A 19,771-nucleotide genomic window follows, 5' to 3' on the forward strand; every position below is an offset into this window, starting at 1 on the left:
TCCGCACGGCCCCGCTCCACGCCCGGCCCGGCCGGCAACGAAAGAAAGACACCATGCGCTTCGCCATCGGCGACACCGACTTCCTGCTCGACGGCGAGCCGCACCGGGTCCTGTCCGGCGCGATCCACTACTTCCGCGTGCACCCCGACCTGTGGGCCGACCGGATCCGCAAGGCGAAGCTGATGGGCCTCAACACCATCGAGACCTACGTCGCCTGGAACGCGCACGCGCCGTCGCCCGGGGTGTTCGACCTGTCGGGTGGCCTGGACCTCGGCCGCTTCCTCGACCTCGTCGCCGCCGAGGGCATGCACGCCATCGTCCGCCCCGGCCCCTACATCTGTGCCGAGTGGACGAACGGCGGTCTGCCGTACTGGTTGTTCGCGGACGGCTCCGTGGGCGTCCGGCGCAACGAGCCCGGTTTCCTCGCGGCGGTCGAGACGTACCTGCAGCAGCTGGCCCCCGTGCTGGTCCCGCGGCAGATCGACCAGGGCGGGCCCATCGTCCTGGTGCAGGTCGAGAACGAGTACGGCGCCTACGGCTCCGACCCCGAGTATCTGCGCGCACTCGAGCAGATGCACCGCGACATCGGGCTGACCGTCCCCTTCACGAGCGTCGACCAGCCGATGGGCACGATGCTCGAGGACGGCTCCCTGCCCTCGCTGCACAAGACCGGGTCGTTCGGCTCACGGTCCGCCGCCCGCCTGGAGCGCCTGCGGCAGGCACAGCCCACCGGGCCCCTGATGTGCTCGGAGTTCTGGGACGGCTGGTTCGACAGCTGGGGCGAGCACCACCACACCACGCCGGCGTCCGCCAGCGCCGAGGACCTCGACGTCCTGCTCGCCGCCGGCGGCTCGGTGAACATCTACATGTTCCACGGCGGCACGAACTTCGGCTTCACGAACGGCGCCAACGACAAGGGCGTCTACCGCCCGATCGCGACGTCGTACGACTACGACGCCCCGCTCGACGAGGCCGGCCGGCCGACCGAGAAGTTCCACGCCTTCCGCGCGGTGATCGCGCGCTACGCGCCCGTCCCGCCGCTGCCCGCGACGATGGAGCCGGGTGGGTCGGGTCGCCTCGGTCCCGTGGTCGCGTCCGGCGACGGCCTGGAGGCCCGGATCACCCCCGCCACGGACCTCGCCGTCCGTCTGGACCGCGTCGCGTCGCTCCGTTCCCTGCTGCCCACGCTCACGACGTGGTCCGCGCACGACGAGCCGCCGACCTTCGATGCCCTCGGAGCCGCGAGCGGCTTCGTCGCCTACCGCGCCGAGGTCGACCTGCCGGCCGGAGGGGTACTGACCGTCGGCACCGAGGTGCGAGACCGAGCGATCGTGTCGGCCGACGGTGTCGTGGTCGGGGTCCTGGAGCGCGAGCACCACGACCGCGCCATCGCCCTGCCGCCGGTGACCGGCACGCTCGAGCTCCTCGTCGAGGACCAGGGCCGCGTCGACTACGGCATCCGCATCGGCGAGCCGAAGGGCCTGATCGGCGGCGTCTCCATCGGCGGCGTCCCGGTGGCCCGGTGGACGGCGTCGCCGCTCGCCCTCGACCCCATCGCACCGGCCGCCGTGACCGCGCTGTCCGAGGTCGCTCCGACCGGCGGCGAGGTGCTCGCCGGGCCGACGTTCGCAGCTGGCTCGTTCGACCTCGACACCGTGGACGACCGGTACCTGTCGCTCGACGGGTTCCGGAAGGGTGTCGCCTGGGTCAACGGGTTCTGCCTCGGTCGGTACTGGTCGCGAGGCCCGCAGCGGACCCTGGCGATCCCGGGGCCGGTGCTCCGCCACGGTCGCAACGAGCTCGTCGTGCTCGAGCTGCACGCCGCTGCTTCCCGTACCGCGTGCCTGCTCGTCGAGCCCGACCTGGGCCACACCGAGGCCTAGTCGGGCGCCCTGGTCGAACCGGGCGTCCCTGGTCGAATCGGGCGTCCCTGGTCGGAAGTTTCGACCAGGGACGCCCGATCCTGCTTTCCATCGCGGGCGTTGTGGGAAGGATCAGTCGCGGTCGAGAGCGTCCAGGTCGGCGAGGGCCTGCTCGGCATCGGCGATCCGGTCGGCCTCGGCGCGGGTCCACCACTCGGGTCCGCGTTCGCCCAGCCCGTGCTTGGCCAGGCCGTTCCGGTGCCGCGCCGCCGCCAGGGCCTCGTCGTCGCCCGCGCGCTTCGCGGTCTTCACGGCGTTGCGCCCGCGCCCCAGGTGGGAGCGGAGTGCGGCGGCGAGTTCCTCGGGCAGGGCTGGGTCGGTGCGGCGCCAGCGTCGGCCGTCCACGACGAAGAAGTGGTCGTCGGGTTCGGCGGTCATGGTCCGAGTCTGCACCGTCGGTGGTGCCGGGTAGACAGGAGCCGATGAGCGACGAACGCGTCCGCCCGATGCTCGACGTCCGACGCATCTACGCCGAGCCGGCCGCCCTCGAACTCCAGCGCGGGCAGGAGATCGTCGGGCGCTGGCCGGACGCCGAGATCGTCCCGGTCGAGTCGCACTGGAACATCCCCGAGGTGCACGGCGACGAACGGAACGTCCAGCGCTGGGTGCGGATCAAGACCGAGGCGCTCGTGCTCGGCGTGAAGAAGTCGTTGGTGACCCGGCCGAACGGTCGCTCCGCCGACTTCATCGCACCGTCCACCGCGAACGGCTGCGCGATGGCGTGCGCCTACTGCTACGTGCCGCGGCGCAAGGGCTACAGCAACCCCGTGACGGTGTTCGCGAACATCGACCAGATCACCAAGCACGTGGCGCGGAACATCGCCAAGCAGGGGCCGAAGACCGAACCGAACCAGTGCGACCCGGAAGCCTGGGTCTACGACATCGGCGAGAACAGCGACTGCTCGGTCGACGCGATGATCAGCGACAACGTCCGCGACCTCTGTGACCTGTTCCGGATGACGCCGACGGCCAAGGCCTCGTTCGCCACGAAGTACGTCAACCGCGACCTGCTCGACTGGGACCCGATGGGTCGGACCCGGATCCGTTTCTCGCTGATGCCGCACGAGACCGCGAAGGTCACCGACATCCGTACGAGCCCGATCGCCGAGCGCATCGCCGCGGTGAACGACTTCGTCGACGCCGGCTACGAGGTCCACCTGAACTTCTCGCCGGTCATCCTCACGCCGACGTGGGAGTCGGACTGGGCCGAGCTGCTCCGGCAGGTCGACGACGTGCTGTCCCCGGGCGCCAAGGCGCAGCTCGCGGCCGAGGTGATCTTCCTGACCCACAACCAGTCCCTGCACGAGGTCAACCTCGGGTGGCACCCCAAGGCCGAGGACCTGCTGTGGCGTCCGGACCTGCAGGAGCAGAAGGTGTCCCAGAACGGTGCCGTGAACGTGCGCTACCGGTCCGGCATGAAGGGGCAGCTCGTCGAGCGCTTCCGCGAACTCGTGGCCGAGCACCTGCCGTCCTGCCGGATCCGGTACGCCTTCTGACCGGCCCCCGACGGATCAGGGGATGAGGCGGTCGGCCCGGTACCGGGCGAACAGGTCCGCGAAGGCCTGCTCGGTCCGGCGGAACGCCGTGAACCCGGCGTCGCGGCTCTTCCCCATGTCGGTGACGACCTCCATCGCACGACCGAGGTCGGCGTCGGTGTGCCACCACGAGGCGAGCCGGGTGATGTCGGCCTCGGCGAGACCGTGGCGCTCGGCGATGCCGGCCCACTCGGACTCGTACGGCGCCATCTGCTCCTCGAGCGGTCGCGGAGCGTCCTCGTAGCCCACGACGCGCGCGGGGTCGACACCGAGGTGCGCGGCCAGGCGCGGCCACATCCAGCGCCACCGGAAGACGTCACCGTTGACGATGTTGAACGGCTCGTCCGCACCCTCGGGTGACGTCGAGGCCCACACCATGTGCTCGGCGAGGATGCCGGCGTCGGTCATGTCGGTCAGGCCGTTCCACTGGGCCTCGCTGCCCGGGAACACGAAGTCCAGGTCGAGTTCCTTCGCCAGCGTGGCCTGCACGGCGAGTGTGAGGCCCATGTTCATGGCGTTGCCGACCGCGTGCCCGATCACGGTGTGCGAGCGGTGCACGGACCAGGTGAACCCCTGGCGCTCGGCTGCGGCGAAGAGCTCGTCCTCTTGCGCGTAGTAGAAGTTCGGGGTGTCGAGGCGCGGTTCCTCCTCGTGGAAGGGGGTGTCGGGCATCTCGCCCGCGGCGTACGCCTCGAACGGGCCGAGGTAGTGCTTCAGGCCGGTGACCAGGGCGACGTGCTCGAGCGGAGCGTGCGACAGCGCCGCGAGCAGGTCGCGGACCATGCCGCCGTTCACGCGGATGTTCTCCGCCTCGGTGTCCTGCCGCTGCCAGGCGGTGAAGAAGACGTGGGTCGGGTGCTCGTCGGCGAGTGCGGCCGCCAGGCTCTCGGGGTCGCGCAGGTCGGCTGCGACGGTCCGGACGCCCTGTTCAGCGAGCGGTCGGCGGGAGAGCGCCGTCACGTCCCAGCCCAGGTCGAGCAGGTGGCGCACCAGGGCGGAACCGGTGATGCCACTGGCTCCGACGACCAGGGCTTCGCGGCGGGCAGGGGTCGGTTCGGTCGATCCGGTTGCAGTCATCCCTCGATGCAACCCACGTTGGGCGACACGTGTTCCCTCACCGCGTCCCGGCGACTGGCCTGTGTACACAAAGACGCACCACTTGTACCGTTGAGCGGTACACTCCTCGCGGAGGAACCAACATGCAACTCGTGCAACCACTCGCCACGCTGCTGGGAGCCACACAGGCCGACGCGCTCCGCGTCCTCGCCCGGACCGATTCGGGCATGACCGGACGACAGGTTGCGCGGGTCGCGGGCGCTCCGCAGCACACCGGCATCAAACGAGCGCTCGACAAGCTCGAGGCGGCAGGGCTCGTGCAGGTCGAGCGCGGTCTGCAGCACTCTGCTTACCGGGTCAACCGGGAACACCTGCTCTGGCCGGCGGTGGAACTCGGACTCGAAGCCAGCGACGAACTCGAACGTCGGATCGGCGCGTACGTCGCGTCGGCGCAGGCCGGAGTCCTCTCGGTCTCGATCTTCGGGTCAGTCGCGCGGGGCACCGCGACGCCGACGTCCGACCTGGACCTCCTCGTCGTCTTCGAGGAGACCGTCGACACGGACGTCGTCGTCCGCCTCGGTGACCTCGTCCGGCGGTGGACCGGCAATGAGTGCCAGGTCTTCGACGTGACCCGCGCTGATCTCCGTCGGTTCGTGGCCGAGGGAGACCCGCTCGTCGGGTCGTGGCGAGAAGAAGCCCGAACAGTCTTCGGCGAGGAGATCAGGACGTACATCTGATGGGTTCCCGCGTGCGCGCCGTCGACAGGGCCGCAGTCGCGATGCGCCGAGACGAAGCGGAGTCCTACCTCGAGGTCGCGCTCCTCTCCGTCGAGTCGACGAGTCACGCGGACTGGAAGGCCGCCGGTGCGAACGCTGTGCTCGGCGGGATCGCGGCGTCGGACGCGATCTGCGGTGCGATCCTCGGCCACCACCATCTCGGCGACGACCACGCCGCCGCTCGACGGCTGCTCGACACGGCCTGCGCACCGGACATCCGACCCGGCCTGCACTTCAAGCGCCTGACCGATGAGAAGACGAACTTCCAGTACTCGACGTCGCGTGTGACCCAGGAGAAGACACGGGCGCTGGTGACCGCGCTCGAACGGCTCATCCGAACGGTTCACGAGCACACCTGAAACAGGGGCGCCGCGACCCGGATCACCGCGGACGGCGGATGCGGATCGGGCCCTTGGCGGTCGACGGGTCGACGACGGACCCGCCCTGGGTGATCTCGACCTCGCCGCGCGCGACCATGCGCCGGGCGGCTCGACGTGCGGGCTCCATCAGCGGTCGCCAGTCGTCCGGCTCCAGTGAGCGGGCGACCTCGGACGGGCAGATGCTCGAGGTCCGTGCCCGTGCCGCGAGCAGTTCGTCGATGCGCTGCTCGAGGGCCCGGTCGGTGTCGTCGAGACCGTGCCGGCGGCAGGCTGCCGAACACCACTTCGCCTCCGGTGCCGCCGAGGACGGCATCCGTCGCCCGCACGAGGCGCAGGTCCGTTCGGCGTGTGCCGACTCCGATGCCGACGCATCGGCTTCCGTCCTGATCGCCCGTCCCATGGGCCCATCCTCGTCCTGCTCGGCAGGGCGGCACACAGCGACCACGCACACGGTCCAGGTGCGCCTGGCAGCATCGGAGCGGTGAACCCCGAGACCGCCCCCGCCCGTCCGTCCGAGCCGGCCTGGGTCCAGCACGTGATGTGGTGGCACGTCTACCCACTCGGCTTCGTCGGCGCAGAGGTCCGCCCTGCGTCACCGGTGGGGGAGCGTCCGCTCGAACACCGCCTCGACCGCCTGACCGGGTGGCTCGACCACGTCGTCGACCTCGGTCTGAACGGCCTGCTGCTCGGCCCGGTGTTCGCGAGCTCGACCCACGGGTACGACACGGTCGACCACTTCCGCATCGACCCGCGCCTGGGCGACGACGCCGACTTCGACGCCCTGGTCACCGCAGCGCACGAGCGGGGCGTGCGGGTGCTGCTGGACGGGGTGTTCAACCACGTCGGCCGTGAGCACCCGGCGTTCCGTGCGTTGTCGGACCAGGGCCCGGAGGCGCCCACCGCCGACCTGTTCGCCATCGACTGGTCCGGGTGGCAGCCGGGGCAGCCCGTGCCCGTCGGACTGTTCGAGGGCCACGACATCCTCGTCGCGCTCGACCACGACAGCCGTGCCACCGAGGACCTCGTGGTGCAGGTCATGACGCACTGGCTGGCGCGCGGGGTCGACGGCTGGCGGCTCGACGCGGCGTACGCGGTGCCGCCGGCGTTCTGGGCGCGGGTGCTGCCGCGGGTGCGGGAGCGGTTCCCGGACGCCTGGTTCAGCGGCGAGGTGATCCACGGCGACGCGGCGGCGATCGCACGCGACTCGACGATGGACTCGCTGACCCAGTACGAGCTGTGGCAGGGGATCTGGCACGGCATCGCGGACCGCAACGGCCACGAGCTCGCGCACGCGATCGAGCGGCACGACGCGCTGCTGGCCACCTTCGCCCCGACGACGTTCGTCGGCAACCACGACGTCACCCGGATCGCGAGCGCGGTGGGGGAGCGGTTCGCCGGGCACGCCGCCGCGGTGCTGTTCACGGTGGCGGGGACCCCCGTGGTCTACGCGGGCGACGAGTACGGCTGGACCGGGGTGAAGGAGGAACGCGAGGGCGGCGACGACGCGGTCCGCCCGGAGTTCCCGGCCGAGGTGCCGGCGCCGACGGATCTGACCCACGCGTACGAGGCGCTCATCGCCCTGCGTCGCCGGAACCCGTGGCTGCACCGCGCACACACCGACGTCGTGCACCTGACCAACACCGCCGTGGTGCTGCGGACCGCGACGGCGGATGCCGCCGTGGTGACCGCCCTGAACCTGTCGGACGAACCCGTCGAGGTGCCCGTGGCCGACGCGACGCAGGTCGAGGCGGGCGGGGCCGATCTCGGGGACGGGACCCTGCGCCTCCCGGCCGGGGGTTGGGCCGTCCTGTCGCGTTCGTGAGCAGAAACGGTCGGGTCCCCATCGAGGACCCGACCGTTTCTGCTCACCAAGCGAACGCGCGAACACGCCAACGCGCGCACGCGAACGCGCAGGCGCGCGAACGCTACTTGCGCGCGGACGCCGCCCGGCGCTTGTTGAACACGTCGAACGCGACGGCGGCGAGCAGCACCAGACCCTTGATCAGGGACTGGAACTCGGTGCCGACACCGAGGATCGACATGCCGTTGTTCAGCAGGCCGATGATCAGACCACCGACGATGGCTCCCGGCACGGTGCCGATGCCACCGGTGACGGCCGCGCCACCGATGAAGACGGCGGCGATGGCGTCGAGCTCGAAGCCGTTGCCCGCGCCCGGTGCCGCCAGGTTGAGCTGGCCGGTGAAGACCACACCCGCCAGGGCCGAGATGACACCCATGTTGACGAAGAGCAGGAACGTGACGCGCTTCGTCTTCACACCCGACAGCTGCGCGGCCAGGGCGTTGCCACCGATCGCGTAGATGTGGCGGCCGAACACCGCGCTCCGCATGACGACCGAGTAGATCACCACGAGGGCGCCGAGCACGACGAGCACGATCGGGGTGCCGTTGTAGCTGGCGAGCAGGAGCGCCACGTAGATCACGAGCACGGCGCCGAACGCCGTCTTCACGATGAACCAGGCGAACGGCTCGCTCTCGAGCTGGTACTTGCGACGCGTGATGCGACCGCGGAACGCGGCGATCACCATGACGGCCGCGGCGGCGAAGCCGAGGATCATCGTGAGCGGCTCGTACCCGGTGGTGCCGAAGGACGGCAGGAAGCCGGAGCCGAGCGAGCGGAAGCCGGCGGGGAACGGCGAGATCTGCTGGTTCTGCAGGACGATCTGCGCCGCGCCGCGGAACGCGAGCATGCCCGCCAGCGTCACGATGAACGCCGGGATCCCGAAGTACGCGATCCAGAAGCCCTGCCAGGCGCCGACGAGTGCACCGACCACCAGGCAGAGCACGACCGCGATCGGCCACGGGATGTTCCACTGCGTGATCATGACGCCGGCCATGGCACCGGTGAAGGCGACCACCGAGCCGACCGACAGGTCGATGTGGCCGGCGATGATGACCATGACCATGCCGATGGCCAGGATGAGGATGTAGCTGTTCTGGACGATCAGGTTCGAGACGTTGATCGGGGCCAGCGTGATGCCGTTCGTGGTCACCTGGAAGAAGATGACGATGACGATCAGCGCGATGAACAGGCCGATCTGTCGGAGCTGCCCGGTGAGGTAGCCGACGGCGGACTTAAGCGCGTTCATTGACAGGGGTCTCCCGTTCCTGGGTCATGTACTGCATGAGGACCTCGGGCGTCGCCTCGGCGCGCGGGACGTCGGCCGTGATGGTGCCCTCGGAGAGGGTGTAGATGCGGTCGCAGATGCCGAGCAGTTCGGGGAGCTCGGAGGAGATCACGATGACCGCCTTCCCCTGGTCGGCGAGCTGGTTGATGATCGTGTAGATCTCGTACTTCGCGCCGACGTCGATGCCGCGGGTCGGCTCGTCGAGGATGAGCACGTCGGGGTCGGCGTACATCCACTTCGACAGGACGACCTTCTGCTGGTTCCCGCCGGAGAGCTTCCCCGTCACGACGTCGACGTTCGGCGCCTTGATGTTGAGGCTCTTGAGGAACTGGGTCGCGACGGTGGTCTCCTCCGAGGAGTTCACGAACCCCCAGTTGGCGAGCTTGCCGAGGGCCGACCCGGAGATGTTCCGCTTGATGTCGTCGATCAGGTTCAGGCCGTACCGCTTGCGGTCCTCGGTGACGTAGGCGATGCCGTTGTCGATCGCCTGCGAGACGGTGTGCGTCTTGATCGGGGTTCCGCGCTTGTAGACGGTGCCGCTGATGCCGGTGCCGTAGGACTGGCCGAAGACGCTCATCGCGAGCTCCGTGCGGCCGGCGCCCATCAACCCGGCGATGCCGACGACCTCGCCGGCACGGACGTTGAGGTTGGCCCGGTGGATGATCTCGCGCGACGAGTCGAGCTGGTGGTGGACGGTCCAGTCCTCGATCCGCAGCAGTTCCTCGCCGATGACGGGGTTCTCGCGCTCGGGGTACCGGTTCGACAGGTCACGGCCGACCATCCCGCGGATGATCCGGTCCTCGGACACGTCGTCGGCCCGCATGTCGAGCGTCTCGATGGTCTTGCCGTCGCGGATGATCGTGACCTTGTCCGCGATCGCCTTGATCTCGTTGAGCTTGTGGCTGATGATGATCGCCGTCATGCCCTCGGCCTGCAGCGAGCGGATGAGCTCGAGCAGGTGCGCGGAGTCGTCGTCGTTCAGCGCGGCGGTGGGCTCGTCGAGGATGAGGAGCTTCACCTCCTTCGAGAGCGCCTTCGCGATCTCGACGAGCTGCTGCTTGCCGACACCGAGGTCGACGACCTTGGTGACGGGGTTGTCCTTCAGCCCGACGCGCTTGAGCAGCTCGGCGGCCGTCAGGTTCGTCTTGTTCCAGTCGATGAAGCCGCCCTTGGACTGCTCGTTGCCGAGGAAGATGTTCTCGGCGATCGACAGGAAGGGGCTGAGCGCCAGCTCCTGGTGGATGATCACGACGCCCGCAGCCTCGGAGTCGTTGATGTTCGCGAACCGCACGGGTTCGCCGTCGAGCAGGATCTCGCCGTCGAAGGAGCCGGCCGGGTAGACACCCGACAGCACCTTCATGAGCGTCGACTTGCCCGCGCCGTTCTCGCCGCAGATCGCGTGGACCTGGCCGCGCTCGACCTCGATCGAGACGCCCTGCAGGGCCTTGACGCCGGGGAACGTCTTGGTGATGTCCCGCATCTCGAGGATGGTGTCCGCCATGTGGACGCCTTTCCGTCGTGCGCGCGTGCGCGCGCTGGTGGAGACGGACTGGAGGCGCGGTGCGGGCTGGCACCGCGCCTCCGGTCCGTGAGATGGACCTGACTACTTCAGGTCGGCTTCGGTGTAGTACCCGGAGTCCACGAGGACTTCCTTGTAGTTGTCCTTCGTGACGACCGTCGGCTGGAACAGGAAGGTCGGGACGACCTTGACCTTGTTGTCGTAGCTCTTCGTGTCGTTGACCTCGGGGTCCTTGCCGGTGAGCAGGTCCTCGGCCATGGTGACGGACTGCTTGGCGAGCTTGCGCGTGTCCTTGTAGATCGTCGAGTACTGCTGGCCGGCGATGATCGACTTGACCGAGGCTGCCTCGGCGTCCTGGCCCGTGACCGTCGGGAGCGGGCGGTCACTCGTGCCGTACCCGGCGCCCTGGAGCGCCGAGATGATGCCGATCGAGATGCCGTCGTACGGCGAGAGCACGCCGTCGAGCGTGGTGCCGCCCGAGTAGGACTTCGCGATCAGGTTCTGCATGCGGGCCTTGGCCGTGGCCGGGTCCCACTGCTGCGTCGCGGCCTGGGACAGCTCGTCCTGGCCGGACTGGATCTTCAGCGTGCCGTCCTCGAGGTACGGCTTGAGCGTCTTCATGGCGCCGTTGAAGAAGAACCCGGCGTTGTTGTCGTCGAGCGAGCCGGCGAAGACCTCGATGTTGAAGGGGCCCTTCTCGCCGGTCTTCTTGCCGTCCGCGTCGAGCACACCGAGGCCGGTGAGCAGGCTGTTCGCCTGGTCGACGCCGACCTTCTCGTTGTCGAAGGACACGTAGTAGTCGACGTTCTTGTTGCCCGTGAGCAGGCGGTCGTACGAGATCACCTTGATGCCGGCCTTGGCGGCGGCGTCGAGCTGGTCGGAGAGCGCGCCACCGTCGATCGACGCGATGATCAGGACCTTCGCGCCCTTGGTGATCATGTTGCTGACCTGCTGGGCCTGCTGCTGGACCTTGTTGTCGCCGTACTCGAGGTCGACCTTGTAGCCGGCCTTCTCGAGGTCGCTCTTGACGGCGTTGCCGTCCTTGATCCACCGCTCGGAGACCTTGGTGGGCATGGCGACGCCGACGAGGGCGCCCTTGTTGTCGCCGCTGCCGCCACCATCGGTGGACGCACGGCCGCCGGCCGAGCAAGCGGCCAGCGAGATCGCGATGCCGACGGCTGCGACGCCCGCGATGATCCTGCGCTTCATCATCGAAGTACCTCTGTTCCTTCGCGTCGTCCTCGACGCGGTCGGGTGCCGGGGCTGCTGTGCCCCGTGGGATGCGCTCGTGTGAGCGCTCACATCTTGTGGGTTCCGTGACGGGGTGTCAACTCAACACCGCCGTTTCGTGATCTTGCCGCGGCGACCGGACCGAGCGGTACGGTTGGCGCGTGAGCACCACGACCGCCCCCGAGGGCAGGGGCGGCAAGCGCCGGAAGGCCCCGACGATCTTCGACGTCGCCGAGCGCGCCGGCGTGTCCCACCAGACCGTCTCCCGCGTGATCAACGGCGATCCGACCGTCCGCGAGCAGTTCCGGACGCAGGTCACCGACGCCGTCACCGAGCTCGGGTACCGGCCCCGCGCCGCCGCCCGGGCGCTCGCCGGTGGGCGGAGCAAGGCGCTCGGCATCATCACCGCCGGCGACGCGCTGTACGGTCCGTCGAGCACCTCGATCGGCTTCGAACGAGCTGCCCGCTCCGCCGGGTACCACGTGCTGCTGTCGACCCTGCCCGAGGAACCGCGGCCGTCCGACCTGTCCGGGGCGCTCACCACGCTGCTCGCGCAGGACGTCGCCGCGATCGTGCTCGTCGCCGCCGACAACCGGGTGCTCGACGCCCTCGCATCGCTCACCGTGCCGGTCACGGTGCCCGTCGTGGTGTCGAACGCGGTGCAACGAGACGCCGTCCGGACCCCGGTCGCGCCGAGCGTCGCCGCCGTCGCCATCGACCAGGCGGCCGGCACCTCGCTCGTCATGCAGCACCTGTTCGACCGCGGACACCGCCGGATCGTGCACATCGCCGGGCCGCACGTGTCGCAGGAGTCCGAGGTGCGCCGCGCCACCTACGTGCGGATCATGCAGGACGCCGGGCTCGAACCGGTCGTGCTCGAGGGCGACTGGACCCCGGCGAGCGGCTTCGCGGCCGCCCGGCACATCGACGTGGGGACGGTCGACGCCGTCTTCGCGGGCAACGACCAGATGGCGCTCGGGGTGCTGCACGCCTTCGCCGACGAGGGGCTGCGGGTCCCCGACGACATCGCGGTGGTGGGGTTCGACGACGTTCCCGAGGCGGCGCACTTCACACCGCCGCTGACCACCGTGCGGCAGGACTTCCGGGCGATGGGGGAGCGGGTGCTCGACACCGTGCGGGCCCTGGTCGAGGGGGAGCCCCGCGACGAGACGCTGCTCGCGCCCGAGCTGGTGGTGCGGCGCAGCACGTAGCGCCCCCTCGCACCGTGCGAGCCCCGGTGCCGCGCGCTCCCTCGCACCGTGCGAGGTCTGGCACCGCGCGATCAGTGTGGTGCGAGGTTCCGTACTCGGTGCGAGCCCCTGCGCCCCGCACGGAGTACGCAATCTCGCACCACACCGGCGGCACCCCTCGCACGGTGCGAGGGGCGCCGCCGGCGAGCTGACCCGACCGTCAGCCCTTCAACGCGCCGGACGACAGCCCGGCGACGTAGAACCTCTGCAACCCGACGTACAGCGCGATGCACGGGATCATCGCCACCACCGACCCGGCGACGAGGTTGCCGTACGACACCTGCCCGTACGCCCCGGTCTGCAGGTTGAGCAGCGCGACGGGCAGCGTGTACAGCGAGTCCTTCGTCAGGAACGTCAGGGCTCCGAGGAACTCCGTCCACGACGCCAGGAACGCGTAGAGCGCCGCGGTCGCCGCCCCGGGCAGGAGCAGCGGGCGGAGCACCGACACCACGACGCGGAAGCGCGAGGCCCCGTCGACGAAGGCCGAGTCCTCGAGCTCGGTGGGGATCGACTCGAACGCGTTGCGCATCACGAACACCCCGAACGGCAGGTTCACGGTCGTGTAGAACAGCACGAGCCCGAGCAGCGAGTTCGTCAGCCCCATGGCGTTCATCTCGAGGTACAGCGGCGTGAGGATGGCCTGGAACGGCACCATCATCGTCAGCAGCACCAGGCCGAACACGAGCCCGGCGCCCCGGAACCGGAAGCGGGCGAACCCGTAGCCGGCCATCGTCGCGATCACCGCGGTCAGCACCGCCGTGGCGATCGACACGATGAGCGAGTTCACGACGCCGGTGAGCAGGTGCGACGACGAGGCGAACACGGCGGCGAAGTTCTGCCACCCGAGTTGGAAGAACGTCGCCGGGTCGGGGGCCTGCGTGATGACGGCCTCGGACTGGAACGCCCGCAGGATCGACCAGATGAGCGGGACGCCGAACACGAGCGCGGAACCGATGCCGGCGATCGCGTACAGGGTGCGCTTCACGGTGGTGTCGCGCGGGTGCTGGACGCTGCCCTGCTGGTGGCGCCGACGTCGGCCGTCACCCGTGGTGGTCAGGGTCCTGGTGGACAGGTCCGGCGCCGCGAGGGCCGCACGGGAGGTCGTGGTGCTCATGGCGTCAGTCCTTCTCTCGCAGTGCCCAGAACTGGAACACCGTCACGGCGGCGATCACCACGACGAGGGCGATCGACTGGGCGGTCGCCGCTCCGAGCTGCAGGTTCACGAACCCGCGGTTGTAGATCGCGTTCACGATCGTGGTGGTCTCGGTGCCCGGCCCGCCCTGGGTCAGGATGTAGAACTGGTTGAAGGCGAGCAGCGAGCCGATCACCGAGATGATGACGCTCAGCGCCACGGTCGATCGGATCATCGGGAACGTGATGAGGCGCTCGGTCTGCCACCAGGAGGCCCCCTCGAGCTGCGCCGACTCGTAGACCTCGTCGGGGACGCCCTGCATCGCCGACATGAGCAGCACCATGGTCAGCCCGGACACCGCCCAGACCACGAGCACGCAGATGAGCAGTGTCGCCAGCGGACCGTTCACGAGCCACGCGGTGCTGCCGTCGGTGATCCCGAGCCAGCGGAGCACCATGTTGACGGCGCCGGAGTTCGGCTGCGCCTCGAGCACGAGCATGAACGAGAGCGTCGTCAGCCCGACCACGTACGGCAGGAAGAACACCGTCCGCAGGATCGTGCTGCCACGGCGACGGGCCCGGACGAGCACGGCGAGGAAGTACCCGAGCGCCAGGATCGGCAGGGTCACGATCGCCGTGTACAGCAGCGTGTAGCCGATGGCGTGCACGAACGTCGGGTCCTGGAACAGCGTCAGGTAGTTCTGCAGCCCGATGAACCGGTACGGGCCGATCAGGGGCCAGTTCGTGAACGAGATGTAGAGCGCGAACACGAGCGGGACGAGCACGAAGACGGCGACGAACAGGATCGCCGGGGCGACGAGGACGGCGCCGGTGCGCGGCGGGTGGGTGAGCGAGTTGCGGGTCCGGACGGAGCCGCCACGCCCCGGGCCGCGGCCCACGGTGGGACGGCCCGGGCCGGTCCGGCCGGCGGGGCGCCGGGTGGAGATGGTCGACATGCGTGCACCTCTCTGTGCATCAACAAGAGCGAGACGAGCGAGACGAGCGGGACGAGCGGAGAAGACAGGCAGGCAGGCTCAGGCCTGCACCTGGTCGAGGATCCGCTGGTAGTCGGACTGCGCCGTCCGCATGGCGGCAGCGCTCCCCGACCCGAACACGGCCTCGCGGAACATCGCGAAGTACGGCGACGACGGCTGGTTGTTGAGCAGGTTGTACGCCAGCGTCTGCGGTGCGTATCCCTTGTCGATGGCGTCGAGCGGCCCGTACGCCAGTGGGAACCGCTTGCGGTACTCCGGGGTGGCGGCGTCGGACCGCGTCGGGAAGTACCCGCCGTCCGGCAGCGCCTGCTGCTGCTGGAGGCCGTTCGCGTACTGCATGAACGCCCACCCACCGGACGGGTTCGCCGCCCCGTTCGGGATGCACATGTTGTCCCCGCCGTCGAAGAACGACCGCTGGCCGTCCCACGACGGGATGAGCACCGTCTGCATCTTCGCCCGCATCGCCTTGGTGGCCGCGGGCACGGTCGCCCCGTACGAGGTCGGGAAGATCCCCACCTTGCCGGCCCGGAAGTCGGCACCCCACGTGGTGCCGGCATCGGAGTACGTCGCCTTCGACAGCACGCCGTCCTTCCACAGCTGCCGGTAGAACTCGAGCATGCGTTCGAGGGCCTCGTTGCCGGTGATGTTCGCCCGCTGGGACCCCACCTCGCCGGTCATCATGTCGACCCCGGTCGCCCAGACGTGCGGCTGCGTGACGAAGCCGATGATGCCGGCGGCGTTGCCGGAGATCGACCAGCCGTAGACGTCGTCGTCGAGCTTCCGGATGGCCTTCGCCGCGTCGAGCAGCGTGGACAGGTCCTTCGTCGACTCCTCGACGTCGAGGCCCGCACGCTCGAACAGCTCGGTGTTCACGAACAGCTGCGAGTTGTCGGCCAGGTAGGGCAGCCCGTAGTACCGGTCGCGGTACTCGAGCAGGCGCAGGTGCCCCGGCGAGATCGCGTCGAAGTAGTCCAGGCTCTTGACCACGTCGGTCAGGTCGGCGAACGCCTCGCGGAAGATGAACAGCTGCGAGTTGATGTCGTCGATGTCGACGACGTCCGGCGGCTCACCCCCGCGGATCGCGGTCGCGAGCTTGGTCACGTACTGCGCGTCCGGCACGGGCGTCAGCTGGACCTGCAGCGCCGGGTTCGCCTTGTTGAACCCGGCGACGGCCGACGTCAGGCCGGCCTGGGTCGCCGACCGGCACCACACCTGCACGGTGCCGGTCGCGTTCTTCCCGAAGCTCGCGGGCTTCGCGACGACCTTCGGCAGGGTGCCGGAGCACCCGGCCAGGGCGAGGGCTGCCCCGCCGGCGACGCCGCCGACGAGGAACGCTCGGCGGTCCACGCCGGTCACCGCGCCAACGGGAGCCAGACGCGCATCGGCGCGGCTCCCCGGTTGGCCCACGCGTAGTACGGGACGGCGATCGCGGTGACGTCGCGACCGGCCTGGAGGCCCGTGGTGGCGCCCTGCGGACCGGCCACGTCGTCGACGTTGGCCGCGTCGCGGGCCGTGGTCGCGCCTCCCGGCCCGTCCAGCCGCTGGTACGGCCAGGCCGGCTGCACGTGCTCAGCCGGGGCGTGCCCCGGGATCCGCAGCGTGACGACGCCGTCGAGCAGGTCGTCGCGGCGCTCCTCGGTGATCGGCGCGTCCGCGTCGACCGTCAGGTCGTCGACCGTGAAGCCCTGCTGGTCCGCCTGCTCGACCGCGTACACGAGCGGGCCGCGCTCGATCGCGACCTGCCCGCGGGCGGCGTCGATGCGGGCGTCGGCCACGTAGCGGTGCGGCGTGGTGTCGAACGCGAGTTCGACGGAGTCACCGGCGGTCCACTCGCGCTCGATGACGTGGAGCGTGCCCGCTGCGGGACTCGCGTCGCCACCGGCGCCCGTGACGGTCGTCGTGTCCGACCAGGCCGGGATCCGCAGACCCAGGGCGAGCGGGCCGTCCTCGGTGACCGTGACGCGGACGCGGCCCTCGTGCGGGTAGTCGGTCTCGACCCGCACCGGACCGAGGTCGGCGGTGGCGTACTGGTGGACCTGCAGGCCGCCGTCGGTCGCGGTCGCCAGGTAGCCGTCGAGGCTCGCGAAGGTGCGCATGATGTTCGGCGGGCAGCAGGCGCAGTCGAACCATCCGCGGCGCCCGTGGGCGGGGGAGCGGTTCTCGTCCTGGTGGGCGTGGTCGCGCTGCTGGAGCGGGTTCACGTAGAAGTACTCGGTGCCGGCCAAGCTCACCCCGGCGAGGAACGCGTTGTAGAGCAGGCGCTCGATCGCGTCGGCGTAGACCGGCTTGCCGGTGGCGAGCAGCAGCCGCCAGGCCCACTGCACCCCGCCGATGGCCGCGCAGGTCTCGGCGTAGCCGCGGTCGGTCGGCAGCTCGTAGGGGTCGCCGAACGCCTCCCAGTCCCAGCGCGCCCCGAGGCCGCCGGTGATGAAGGCCTTCGTCGCCATCATGTCCGCGAACTGGCGCTCGCTCGCGGTGAGGAGCTCGGTGTCCCCGGTCTCGATCGCGACGTCCACGGCACCCGCCGCCAGGTACACGGCGCGTACGGCGTGCCCCTCGACGGTCGTGGCCTGCCGGCTCGGCACCCGGTCGGAGAAGTACGTCGGCTCGCCGCCGGCGCGCTCGATGATCCCGTGCCCGCGGGCGTCGACGAACCAGTGCGCCAGGTCGAGGTAGGCACGGTTGCCGGTCTCGCGGTACAGCTCGACCAGACCCATCTCGACGACGGGGTGGCCGTCGACGTCGCGCGTCTTCGGCGTGCCGTCCGGTGCGGTGCCGTCGCCGAACGTGCGGACCAGGTGGTCGGCGTTCTTGATCGCGACGTCGAGCAGACCGGTGTCGCCCGTTGCACGGTGCTGGGCCACGGCCGCCTGGTACAGGTGCCCGGCGCAGTACATCTCGTGGCTCCACTTGAGGTCCGTGTACCGCTCGCCCTTCCCACGGACCTGCTGGACGGAGTCGAGGTACCCGTCGTCGGCCTGTGCCCGGGCGTACAGGGCGGTGACCTCGCGCTGCAGGTCGAGCAGGTCCTCGGCGGGGGCGCGGCCGTACTCCCAGGCCACGGCCTCGAGCCACTTCGTCACGTCGGAGTCCATGAAGATCGGGCCGACGGCCTCGCCCTCCTCGAGTCCGGCGGCGATGCGGAGGTTGCGGAAGTTGCCGGCCGTCTCGAGCTGCTGGTAGCCGCTGCGGACGGCGTCGCGGCCGTTGCGCTCCTGGCGGAGCGCCCAGAAGCCGCCGGTGATCCGGGCGTCGCCGGTCGGCAGCGGCCGGAGCGTCAGGCAGGCGTCGGCGGTCGGGAGGACCGGGGTCGCGGTGTGCGCGCCGCGATCGGTCGCGAGCGTGGTGGTCATGTCGCCTCCTTGCGATGTGACTGGCACCGTCCGGATGGAGCTGGCAATCCGGAAAACGGTTTCTGCGGTGGACGCTACGACACGGGGCGCATGCCGCGCAAGAGCATTCCGGCGGTTTTGTGTAAGGTCATCGGCACGCCCTGATCGTCGGAAAGGTGGTTGCCGTGACGCTCGAACGCACCGGACAGCCGATCCGGATCACCGACGTGGCGGCGCTTGCCGGGGTGTCGATCGGCACCGCGTCGAAGGCGCTGAACGGCACCGGGCAGCTGCGGGACGCCACCCGGCTGCGGGTGAAGGAAGCCGCCGAGAAGCTCGGGTTCGTCGGCGATGCCCGGGCCCGTGCGCTGTCGTCGGGGCGGACCTACACCGTCGGCATGATCACCACCGACTCGTTCGGACGGTTCTCGATCCCGGTGCTGCTCGGCGCCGAGGACGCCCTGTCCGCCGGGCGGATGGCCGTCCTGCTGTGCGACACCCGCGACGACCACGTGCGCGAGGCCCACTACCTGCGCTCCCTGGCGGCCCGCGGCGTCGACGGCATCATCGTGACCGGCCGCTCCGCCGACGCCCGGCCCCCGATCGACGTGTCGATCCCCGTCGTCTATGCCTTCACGCCCTCGACCGATGACTCCGACGTGTCGATCACCCTCGACGACGCCGCCGGGTCGGCACTCGTCGCCTCGCACGTGCGCTCGCTCGGGCGGCAGCGGGTCGCGATCGTGACGGGGCCGGCGCGACACCGGTCCGCGGCACGACGGGTCGCCGGTGCCGCGTCGGTCCTCGGGTCCCACCTGGTCACCGACCCGCTGTACGGCGAGTGGTCGGAGCGCTGGGGGAGGCAGGCCGTGGACGTGCTCGCGCGGGAGTCGCCCGACGTCGACGCGATCGTCTGCGGCAGCGACCAGATCGCCCGGGGCGTGTGCGACCGGCTGCGGGAACTCGGGCGTTCGGTGCCCGGAGACGTCGCGGTCACGGGGTTCGACGACTGGGACGTGATGGCGCTCGCCTCGAGGCCGCCGCTGACCACCGTGGACCTGCGGCTCGAGGAGCTCGGGCGCGTCGCGGGGCAGGCGCTCCTCGCCCTGATCGACGGCGGGACGGCGTCGTCGGCGGCCGTGACCCCGTCGCTCGTCATCCGCGAGAGCACCGTCGGCGCGTAGGGCGCGTTCGGGGCGACCTCGGCGGCTCGCGAGGTCGCACGAACTGCCGCGCATCGTGCCGTCCGACGGCAGTTCGTGCGACCTCGGCGGACCGGTTGCGGCGTGTCGTGCGATCTCGATCGTGCTGGTGCTGGTGCTGGTGCTGGTGCTCGTGGTCGAGCGGTCACAACACCCCGTCCGCCGTGGTCGAGCGGTCACGACTCGTCGCCCGGCGCGCCTCCAGCCGACACTTCGTGACCGCACGCTGGGGAGGCAGCGGGGTGTCGTGACCGTCCCGAGCGCCGCAGTTCGGGGTGTCGCGGGTTCGGAGAGCCG

Annotated in this window: 17 protein-coding genes; 7 read left to right on the forward strand and 10 right to left on the reverse strand. The window is 70.2% G+C overall.

Annotation, left to right across the window (positions count from 1 at the left end):
• Positions 1–53: 53 nt before the first annotated feature.
• Positions 54–1,883: a beta-galactosidase family protein gene (locus tag DEJ09_RS00615; RefSeq protein ID WP_111087318.1), complete on the forward strand. Its 1,830-nt coding sequence runs from the start codon at positions 54–56 to the stop codon at positions 1,881–1,883.
• A 111-nt stretch (positions 1,884–1,994) separates the two neighbouring features.
• On the opposite strand, the gene DEJ09_RS00620 is transcribed toward DEJ09_RS00615, so the two are convergent.
• Positions 1,995–2,300: a biopolymer transporter Tol gene (locus tag DEJ09_RS00620; protein ID WP_111087319.1), complete on the reverse strand. Its 306-nt coding sequence runs from the start codon at positions 2,298–2,300 to the stop codon at positions 1,995–1,997.
• A 44-nt stretch (positions 2,301–2,344) separates the two neighbouring features.
• Here DEJ09_RS00620 and DEJ09_RS00625 point away from each other — a divergent pair, with 44 nt between their 5' ends.
• Positions 2,345–3,418 carry a spore photoproduct lyase family protein gene (locus DEJ09_RS00625; RefSeq protein ID WP_111087320.1) on the forward strand — a complete coding sequence of 358 codons (1,074 nt, stop codon included), beginning with the start codon at positions 2,345–2,347 and terminating at the stop codon, positions 3,416–3,418.
• 15 nt (positions 3,419–3,433) lie between these two features.
• Here DEJ09_RS00625 and DEJ09_RS00630 read toward each other — a convergent pair whose 3' ends face one another.
• Positions 3,434–4,534, reverse strand: coding sequence for an SDR family oxidoreductase (locus tag DEJ09_RS00630; RefSeq protein WP_111087321.1), 1,101 nt, complete (start codon positions 4,532–4,534; stop codon positions 3,434–3,436).
• A gap of 122 nt (positions 4,535–4,656) precedes the next feature.
• Here DEJ09_RS00630 and DEJ09_RS00635 point away from each other — a divergent pair, with 122 nt between their 5' ends.
• Together DEJ09_RS00635 and DEJ09_RS00640 are read left to right on the forward strand one after the other, a co-directional pair.
• Complete coding sequence (locus DEJ09_RS00635; protein ID WP_111038240.1) at positions 4,657–5,250, forward strand: nucleotidyltransferase domain-containing protein; 594 nt, start codon at positions 4,657–4,659, stop codon at positions 5,248–5,250.
• An 11-nt stretch (positions 5,251–5,261) separates the two neighbouring features.
• A complete protein-coding gene (locus DEJ09_RS00640) occupies positions 5,262–5,648 on the forward strand; it encodes a hypothetical protein (protein ID WP_146245643.1) in 387 nt (128 codons plus the stop codon).
• Positions 5,649–5,670: 22 nt separating this feature from the next.
• Here the strand turns inward: DEJ09_RS00640 and DEJ09_RS00645 are convergent, their stop codons facing one another.
• Complete coding sequence (locus DEJ09_RS00645; protein WP_111055130.1) at positions 5,671–6,069, reverse strand: DUF3253 domain-containing protein; 399 nt, start codon at positions 6,067–6,069, stop codon at positions 5,671–5,673.
• Between the two features lie 81 nt (positions 6,070–6,150).
• Here DEJ09_RS00645 and DEJ09_RS00650 point away from each other — a divergent pair, with 81 nt between their 5' ends.
• Entirely contained in the window at positions 6,151–7,491 is a 1,341-nt protein-coding gene (locus tag DEJ09_RS00650) for an alpha-amylase family protein (protein ID WP_258373744.1), read from the forward strand.
• Positions 7,492–7,594: 103 nt separating this feature from the next.
• On the opposite strand, the gene mmsB is transcribed toward DEJ09_RS00650, so the two are convergent.
• From mmsB to chvE, 3 genes are all read right to left on the reverse strand, one after another.
• A complete protein-coding gene (gene mmsB, locus DEJ09_RS00655; protein ID WP_027466160.1) occupies positions 7,595–8,776 on the reverse strand; it encodes a multiple monosaccharide ABC transporter permease in 1,182 nt (393 codons plus the stop codon).
• The gene (mmsA, locus tag DEJ09_RS00660) at positions 8,763–10,316 is read right to left on the reverse strand and encodes a multiple monosaccharide ABC transporter ATP-binding protein (RefSeq protein ID WP_111087323.1); all 1,554 of its coding nucleotides are present in this window, start codon (positions 10,314–10,316) and stop codon (positions 8,763–8,765) included. The genes mmsB and mmsA overlap by 14 nt, the downstream gene beginning before the upstream one ends.
• 102 nt (positions 10,317–10,418) lie before the next feature.
• Positions 10,419–11,546, reverse strand: a complete 1,128-nt coding sequence (gene chvE / locus DEJ09_RS00665; protein WP_111029920.1) for a multiple monosaccharide ABC transporter substrate-binding protein — start codon at positions 11,544–11,546, stop codon at positions 10,419–10,421.
• Between the two features lie 179 nt (positions 11,547–11,725).
• Between chvE and DEJ09_RS00670 the strand changes: the two genes are divergently transcribed.
• Positions 11,726–12,775 carry a substrate-binding domain-containing protein gene (locus DEJ09_RS00670; RefSeq protein ID WP_071404246.1) on the forward strand — a complete coding sequence of 350 codons (1,050 nt, stop codon included), beginning with the start codon at positions 11,726–11,728 and terminating at the stop codon, positions 12,773–12,775.
• 199 nt (positions 12,776–12,974) lie between these two features.
• Here the strand turns inward: DEJ09_RS00670 and DEJ09_RS00675 are convergent, their stop codons facing one another.
• The 4 genes from DEJ09_RS00675 to DEJ09_RS00690 all read right to left on the reverse strand — a co-directional run bounded on the left by DEJ09_RS00675 (position 12,975) and on the right by DEJ09_RS00690 (position 18,293).
• A complete protein-coding gene (locus tag DEJ09_RS00675; RefSeq protein WP_027466164.1) occupies positions 12,975–13,928 on the reverse strand; it encodes a carbohydrate ABC transporter permease in 954 nt (317 codons plus the stop codon).
• Between the two features lie 4 nt (positions 13,929–13,932).
• Complete coding sequence (locus DEJ09_RS00680; RefSeq protein ID WP_071247863.1) at positions 13,933–14,901, reverse strand: carbohydrate ABC transporter permease; 969 nt, start codon at positions 14,899–14,901, stop codon at positions 13,933–13,935.
• A gap of 78 nt (positions 14,902–14,979) precedes the next feature.
• Entirely contained in the window at positions 14,980–16,296 is a 1,317-nt protein-coding gene (locus DEJ09_RS00685; RefSeq protein ID WP_258373745.1) for a sugar ABC transporter substrate-binding protein, read from the reverse strand.
• Positions 16,293–18,293: a glycoside hydrolase family 127 protein gene (locus tag DEJ09_RS00690; protein ID WP_111087325.1), complete on the reverse strand. Its 2,001-nt coding sequence runs from the start codon at positions 18,291–18,293 to the stop codon at positions 16,293–16,295. Before DEJ09_RS00690 ends, DEJ09_RS00685 begins: the two co-directional genes overlap by 4 nt.
• 164 nt (positions 18,294–18,457) lie before the next feature.
• Here DEJ09_RS00690 and DEJ09_RS00695 point away from each other — a divergent pair, with 164 nt between their 5' ends.
• Positions 18,458–19,456 (forward strand): LacI family DNA-binding transcriptional regulator, encoded by a 999-nt coding sequence (locus DEJ09_RS00695; RefSeq protein WP_111087326.1) that lies wholly within the window; start codon positions 18,458–18,460, stop codon positions 19,454–19,456.
• The last annotated feature ends 315 nt before the right edge of the window (positions 19,457–19,771 follow it).

It is taken from the genome of Curtobacterium sp. MCLR17_055 (assembly GCF_003234305.1).
GTDB classification, from domain to species: Bacteria; Actinomycetota; Actinomycetes; order Actinomycetales; family Microbacteriaceae; genus Curtobacterium; species Curtobacterium flaccumfaciens.

Coding starts and splice junctions, on each gene's coding strand:
- DEJ09_RS00635 (WP_111038240.1), top strand. CDS start 4,657: ATGCAACTCGTGCAACCACTCGCCACGCTGCTGGGAGCCACACAGGCC.
- DEJ09_RS00620 (WP_111087319.1), bottom strand. CDS start 2,300: ATGACCGCCGAACCCGACGACCACTTCTTCGTCGTGGACGGCCGACGC.
- DEJ09_RS00645 (WP_111055130.1), bottom strand. CDS start 6,069: ATGGGACGGGCGATCAGGACGGAAGCCGATGCGTCGGCATCGGAGTCG.
- DEJ09_RS00625 (WP_111087320.1), top strand. CDS start 2,345: ATGAGCGACGAACGCGTCCGCCCGATGCTCGACGTCCGACGCATCTAC.
- DEJ09_RS00690 (WP_111087325.1), bottom strand. CDS start 18,293: ATGACCACCACGCTCGCGACCGATCGCGGCGCGCACACCGCGACCCCG.
- mmsB (WP_027466160.1), bottom strand. CDS start 8,776: ATGAACGCGCTTAAGTCCGCCGTCGGCTACCTCACCGGGCAGCTCCGA.
- DEJ09_RS00615 (WP_111087318.1), top strand. CDS start 54: ATGCGCTTCGCCATCGGCGACACCGACTTCCTGCTCGACGGCGAGCCG.
- chvE (WP_111029920.1), bottom strand. CDS start 11,546: ATGATGAAGCGCAGGATCATCGCGGGCGTCGCAGCCGTCGGCATCGCG.
- DEJ09_RS00630 (WP_111087321.1), bottom strand. CDS start 4,534: ATGACTGCAACCGGATCGACCGAACCGACCCCTGCCCGCCGCGAAGCC.
- DEJ09_RS00680 (WP_071247863.1), bottom strand. CDS start 14,901: ATGTCGACCATCTCCACCCGGCGCCCCGCCGGCCGGACCGGCCCGGGC.
- mmsA (WP_111087323.1), bottom strand. CDS start 10,316: ATGGCGGACACCATCCTCGAGATGCGGGACATCACCAAGACGTTCCCC.
- DEJ09_RS00675 (WP_027466164.1), bottom strand. CDS start 13,928: ATGAGCACCACGACCTCCCGTGCGGCCCTCGCGGCGCCGGACCTGTCC.